This window comes from Clostridium lundense DSM 17049, assembly GCF_000619945.1.
GTDB classification, from domain to species: Bacteria; Bacillota; Clostridia; order Clostridiales; family Clostridiaceae; genus Clostridium_AO; species Clostridium_AO lundense.
In genome coordinates this window covers 22,107-28,280 of record NZ_JHVC01000032.1, presented here as the reverse complement: position 1 = coordinate 28,280, position 6,174 = coordinate 22,107, and the positions used below count along the sequence as shown (strand labels likewise).

The window sequence follows — 6,174 nt, the reverse complement described above, 5'->3', positions numbered from 1 at the left end:
ATAATGTTCTCAGTATTTTTCCTATTTCTTTTTTCTTTTCTCCATATATTTCTTTTCTTCTATATTTGGGTGCAAATACTATGTGATATTTACATCTCCACTTGGTATGTGCTAAACTATTATTGTCCATTTTGGGCAATACCTCCTTTGATTTTAGATTGGCTGACGAAACCATATCTATTCTATCAAGGTGAGGTATTTTTTTTCAACGCTTAAGCTTTTCTGAACACGCCTGCATAGCAGGTGGTTTTATTTATAGACAATAAAAAAGTCAGTGTGAATTATATTAATAATTCATGCTGACTTTTTTTAGAGCACTTTTTTTGGATTATAAAGCATAGATTATAGAGTATAGATATTTAGTAGTGAAGAGTGAAGAATTAAGAATGAAGAGTAAAGGATGTTTTTATATCGCTACGCTACAGAAAAACTTTAATTTAAAATTTTTCGTAATGTTAATGCAGAAAAATTATCCTTTATTCATCTCTAGTCACTATTTACTATTCACTCTAAAAAACTTGTCACACAACTTGCTTTATTAGTAATATTTCAAAGTACTTAAAAATATATATATAGTGTTAATATTAGAATTATGGGAGGGTTTATTATCTTGGAAAATTTTGATATATACAAGGATATAGCAGAAAGAACCCAAGGAGATATTTATGTAGGTGTTGTAGGACCAGTTAGAACAGGTAAGTCAACTTTTATTAAAAAGTTTATGGAACTTATGGTAATTCCCAATATCGATAACGATTATAAGAAAAAGAGGGCTCAGGATGAATTACCACAAAGTTCATCAGGAAAAGCAATTCATACCACAGAACCTAAATTTGTTCCAAATGAAGCTGTAGAAATTGTGCTAAAAGAAGGTGCAAAATTTAAAGTTAGGATGGTAGATTGCGTAGGCTATATAGTAAAAGGATCTTCAGGATACATGGAGGGAGAAAAGGCTAAAATGGTTACAACTCCATGGTATGACTATGAAATTCCTTTTGAACAAGCAGCAGAAATAGGAACTAAAAAGGTTATTAATGAACATTCTACTATAGGATTACTTGTAACTACAGATGGTAGTATTACAGACATTCCTAGATCAGATTATGTAGAGGCAGAAGAGAGGGTAGTAAATGAGCTTAAGGCTATAAATAAGCCTTTTATTATGGTTTTAAATTCTAGAAATGCCTATGATCCAAAAACTATTGAGTTAAGGCAAGAATTAGAAGAAAAATATGACGTTCCAGTACAGGCTATAGATGTACTTAATATGAAAGAAGAAGATATAACAAATGTTTTCAATAGAGTACTTAAAGAATTCCCAGTTAAAGAAATTAACATAGATATGCCTGGATGGATAGAAAGATTATCTAGAGAACATTGGTTAAAAATAAATTTCATGAATTTAGTAAGAGAAATGTGCAAAAACATATATAAAGTAAGAGATATTAACAAGACTTTAGATGGATTTAAAGAATTTGAGTTCCTAGGTAACTCTACATTAAATGAAATAAATATGGGCGAAGGAACTGCTAGAGTAAATTTGTTACCTAAATCAGGTTTGTTCTATAAGATTTTAGGAGAAATATGTAGTAGGGAAATAAAGGACGAAAATGAACTTATGGCTATAATGGAAGAAATGCATAAAGCAAAAGTAGAATATGATAAAGTAGCACAGGCATTAAGAGATGTTAAAGAGACAGGATACGGTTTAGTTCCTCCGGAACTATCTGAAATGAGATTAGAGGAGCCGGAAATTGTTAAACAAGGTAATAGACGTGGCGTAAAATTAAAGGCCAGTGCACCATCACTTCACTTTATAAGAGCAGATATAGAAACAGAAGTTTCACCTATAATGGGAACAGAAAAGGAAAGTGAAGAATTAGTAAATTCAATATTGGAACAGTTTGAAAATGATCCATCTAAGATATGGCAGAGTAATATGTTTGGTAAATCACTTGAAATATTAGTAAAGGAAGGCCTTCAAAATAAGTTATACAGAATGCCTGATGATGTACAAATTAAGATCCAAAAAACCCTTCAGAAAATAATAAATGAGGGAAACGGTGGACTTATTTGCATTATTCTCTAAAAGGTGTATTAAGCTTTATGCAGTATTTGTTAAAACTACTGCATAAAGCCAATATTGTAATATATTCATTTTATGGAAAATTATTATATAATATTTTTGAGTTAACTGGGTATGGCGCAGATGGTAGCGCGCATGTATGGGGTGCATGAGGTCGCTGGTTCAAGTCCAGTTACCCAGACCATAGAAAAGCCTGTAGTCTTAGAGGACTGCAGGCTTTTTGCTTTTTTGCATTATTACAATTCTTAATCTAATGAGGATATAAGAATTATTTCATTGATAAAGTATATAAAATATTTAATTTGCCAACAGCTTCTCTTTTTATTTTAGGAAATACATGAGCATATATTTATGTTATATAAGAAATTCTAATGAAGTTGAGTTATTGTATAGAAGGAATAACAGCTAAAGAGAGAAACTTTTTTTTTATATTAGTTATATACGTTGTTGTTTAATAGTTATAATTATAAAAAATTACTTATTGTGTAATATATAATGTTATTTGTCTAACGATTTTGGTTGAAAATTGGAAATGAAGAATTTAAAATAATTAGTGAACATGTTCATAAATTGTTAAAAGTTAGCTAGATGGAGGAATGTATATATGAATAGATTTTATAAAAAATTAAGTATTGTATTTGTTATGACTTTTGCTATTATATTAGGTGAATTCACTAGTGTTTTGGCAGCTAATGATTTTGAGATAGGTACTAATAATTTGAATAATACTATTGAAAATAGTGCGAAGGTTGGAGATAAGTTGGATCATCCTGAAAAAGGATGGAAAAGATATAGTTATGATAATAACAATATCTCGTATATTGGAGATTGGATGCTTCAAGACGGATATTTTAAATATGGAATTAGTCCTAATAGTAAGGTATGTTTTAATTTCAAAGGAAACAAAATTCGTATATTGGGGAGTTCATATAGTGATGATAGAACTACATCAAGAGGACACATAAAAATAGATGGAAATATTATTGGAAATATAAATGAAAATTTAGGTGTATATTTGAATAATATGTTAGTATATGAGAACATTAATTTATATCCTGCTGAACATTTTGTGGAAGTATATTGTGACGATTATAAACAACTTAGAATTTGTGCAATAGATGTAGATGATAATGGTGAAATAAAACCATACAATGAAGTACCAGAAACACAATATACTGTATTAAACATAGAACCAGAAAAAAATAAAATACATTTAAATGAAATAGTAACAGCAAGTTTAACAATAGATAACATAAAAGATATAGCAGCAGAAGATGTAAGAATAAAATATGATAATACTAGATTGCAATTCTTGGATGTTGATGAAGTTGAAGGAATAAAATTAGTAAAACAACCAGATTCACAGCCAGGGGAATTAAGATTTATAGTTGCAAGTAAAGGTGAAAAGAATATTGTTAATGCTAAAAAGGCATTGTTAAAACTAAAATTTAAAGGTATAACTAAGGGTGAAGCTTTAGTAGATGTAACTAAAGGTAGAGTTTCAGACGGTATTGAAATGGAAAAGGATTTAACAGATGAACAATGTGGACAGGCTACTATATTTATAGATGAAAATGCAATAAAGGACGTAAATAATAGTGGAGAATTTACACTTTTAGATTTAGCTATAGATGCTAGACATATGGGTAAAGATCCTAAATCTGCTGAACTAGCTAAATATAATACTGATATAGTTCCAAACAAGGCTATAGATGATGCAGATTTATTAGAGATAGGTAAGCTTATGTTAGAAAATCCAAACTATAAATTTTAACAGTATAATTAAATAAAAAAGTAACTAGTGATAGTAAAGCATTTGGAGAAATTCCAGGTGCTTTTTTATTATTTAAAATATACAAATAAAGCTATTCTTGTGCACATACGTATTCTTAATGTGAAAAATTTACAAAAATATCATTACTACATTAATTGTTGGCAAGAGTTTACAATCTATACCAAAAAATATATAATTAACTTAATAAATTACATAGAAGGAGTTGAATAGGAAAATGAGTAATACCACAAAAGGATTTATTGCATCTTTTATATTTTTATTATTTTCAATTCAATTAGCACCTAAATTAGGGGCACTATTTCTTGCAATAGCACCAATAGTATATTTAGTATATTTATTTAAGAAAGGTGTAAAGTTTAAAAGTTACAGCAAAAATGTAAAGAATATAATAAGTGTATTGCTGATAGGTTTAACTTTGAGTGGAATTGGCGGTATACTTACAGAGTTTGGAGTAAGTAGTAATAAAACGAAACAAATAGCAACTAGTAAAAGTGATAATATTGAAGAAAATAAGTCGAAAGAAGATAAGAACAGCGTTAAGAATGAAAAGGATAAGGAGAAAAAAGTAGAAAAAAATGTTACTGCAGTTAATAGTAATGAACTAGGGGAGCTTAAAGTTCACTTCATTAATGTAGGACAAGCTGATAGTATTTTAATAGAACAAAATAATCATTCTATGCTTATAGATACAGGCAATAATGCAGATTCTAATAAAATTAAAAGTTATCTAGATAATCAAGGAATAACTTCCTTGGATTATATTATAGGAACTCATCCACATGAGGATCATATTGGTGGAATGGATTATATAATTAATTGCTTTAAAGTTGGAAAAATCTATCTACCAAAAACAACAGCAAATACAGCTACTTTTAGAGATTTAGCCAGTGCTATAAAAAACAAGGGTATGCAAGCAACAGCGCCTATTCCAGGAGACAGTTTTAAACTTGGTAATGCAACTTGTACTATATTAGCACCAAACAATTCAAATTATAAAAATTTAAATGATTGGTCAATAGTACTTAGAATAAATTTTGGTAATAATTCTTTCTTATTTACTGGAGATGCTGAAGCTATTTCTGAAATGGAAATGGTTAAAAAGGGACTTGATTTAAAAGCAGATTTATTAAAAGTAGGTCATCATGGAAGTAATTCATCTACATGTGCTAATTTTTTAGAAAAAGTAAGTCCTAAATATGCTGTTATAAGTGTTGGAAAAGAAAACAGCTATGGACATCCAGGAAATTCTACTATGAATAGACTTAAAAATAAAGGCGTTAAAGTATACAGAACGGATGAAAATGGGACAGTTATAGCAACTAGTGATGGAAAATATATAAACTTTAATTGTAATCCAGGTACATATTCAGCAGGGGATAATAAACTTAAAGTTGATAAACCACAAGAACCAGTGGCTAAACCTTCTAATAGTACTAAGAGTAGTTCTAATAATAATGTAGTTAGTAAACCAGCTCCCAAAGTTGCGCCAGCACCAGTACAATCACAGAATAATGAACAAACAGTATATGTAACAAGAACAGGGTCTAAATATCATAGTGGTGGATGCCAATATTTAAGGAAAAGTCAAATACCAATGAAAAAAAGTGATGCCATAAGTCAGGGATATAGCCCTTGCAGTAAGTGCAGACCTTGACAAACAGGGTTCTTGGATTCAAAAGCAGTTTTTACTCCCATTTTAGAGAAGATAGGAGTATTAGAGTGGATAGGCATCGGATAAATTAAAAATTATGGGATTAATAATTGGAAGCTTTAGTAAGCTTCTTTTTTTATGTAATTAAGCATAGATTATTTTAATAGGAGGATATAGAAAAAGGATTTATTTATTGTTATTGAAATGACGGTAAAGAAAAATTGGAAGCAAAAAATTAGTGTATAGGGAGTTGAAGATATGGAATTCAATGATTTTATTACATTAGATTATATGTGCACTTATATGGGAACTGTAGTAGTTACTATGTTAATAGTACAGTTTACTAAGGAGCTTCCAGGAGTTAAAAAAATACCAACTAGATATTACACTTTTTTAGTAGCTTTTTTTAATATATTAATTTGTAATATATTAAATGAGACATTTACCATAGCTAAGGTATATTTAATGCTTATAAATGCTATGTTGGTTACATTTACTGCAACTGGTGGATATGATTTTAGTATTAAGAAAGTAATAATAGATGAGCCAGAGAAAATAGAAACAACAGATATAAATAATGATATGAAATAAATTATTTTACCCTGAGCTTAGGCTTAGGGATTTTACTTTTTATACATATAA

Annotated in this window: 5 protein-coding genes and 1 tRNA gene; 5 read left to right on the top strand and 1 reads right to left on the bottom strand. The window is 29.1% G+C overall.

Annotation, left to right across the window (positions count from 1 at the left end; all coding sequences use genetic code 11):
- A partial coding sequence (locus tag T514_RS25255; RefSeq protein WP_034869879.1) for a transposase occupies positions 1-130 on the bottom strand: 130 nt, incomplete at its 3' end.
- 480 nt (positions 131-610) lie between these two features.
- Here T514_RS25255 and spoIVA point away from each other — a divergent pair.
- The 5 genes from spoIVA to T514_RS0121135 all read left to right on the top strand — a co-directional run bounded on the left by spoIVA (position 611) and on the right by T514_RS0121135 (position 6,123).
- Positions 611-2,089 (top strand): stage IV sporulation protein A, encoded by a 1,479-nt coding sequence (gene spoIVA, locus T514_RS0121155; RefSeq protein ID WP_027626542.1) that lies wholly within the window; start codon positions 611-613, stop codon positions 2,087-2,089.
- 105 nt (positions 2,090-2,194) lie between these two features.
- Positions 2,195-2,270, top strand: a tRNA-Pro gene (locus T514_RS0121150).
- A gap of 420 nt (positions 2,271-2,690) precedes the next feature.
- A complete protein-coding gene (locus T514_RS25935) occupies positions 2,691-3,860 on the top strand; it encodes a cohesin domain-containing protein (RefSeq protein WP_051542238.1) in 1,170 nt (389 codons plus the stop codon).
- Positions 3,861-4,095: 235 nt separating this feature from the next.
- Positions 4,096-5,535 (top strand): ComEC/Rec2 family competence protein, encoded by a 1,440-nt coding sequence (locus T514_RS0121140; RefSeq protein WP_051542237.1) that lies wholly within the window; start codon positions 4,096-4,098, stop codon positions 5,533-5,535.
- Positions 5,536-5,790: 255 nt separating this feature from the next.
- On the top strand, positions 5,791-6,123 hold the full coding sequence (locus T514_RS0121135) for a hypothetical protein (RefSeq protein ID WP_027626540.1): 333 nt from the start codon (positions 5,791-5,793) through the stop codon (positions 6,121-6,123).
- The last annotated feature ends 51 nt before the right edge of the window (positions 6,124-6,174 follow it).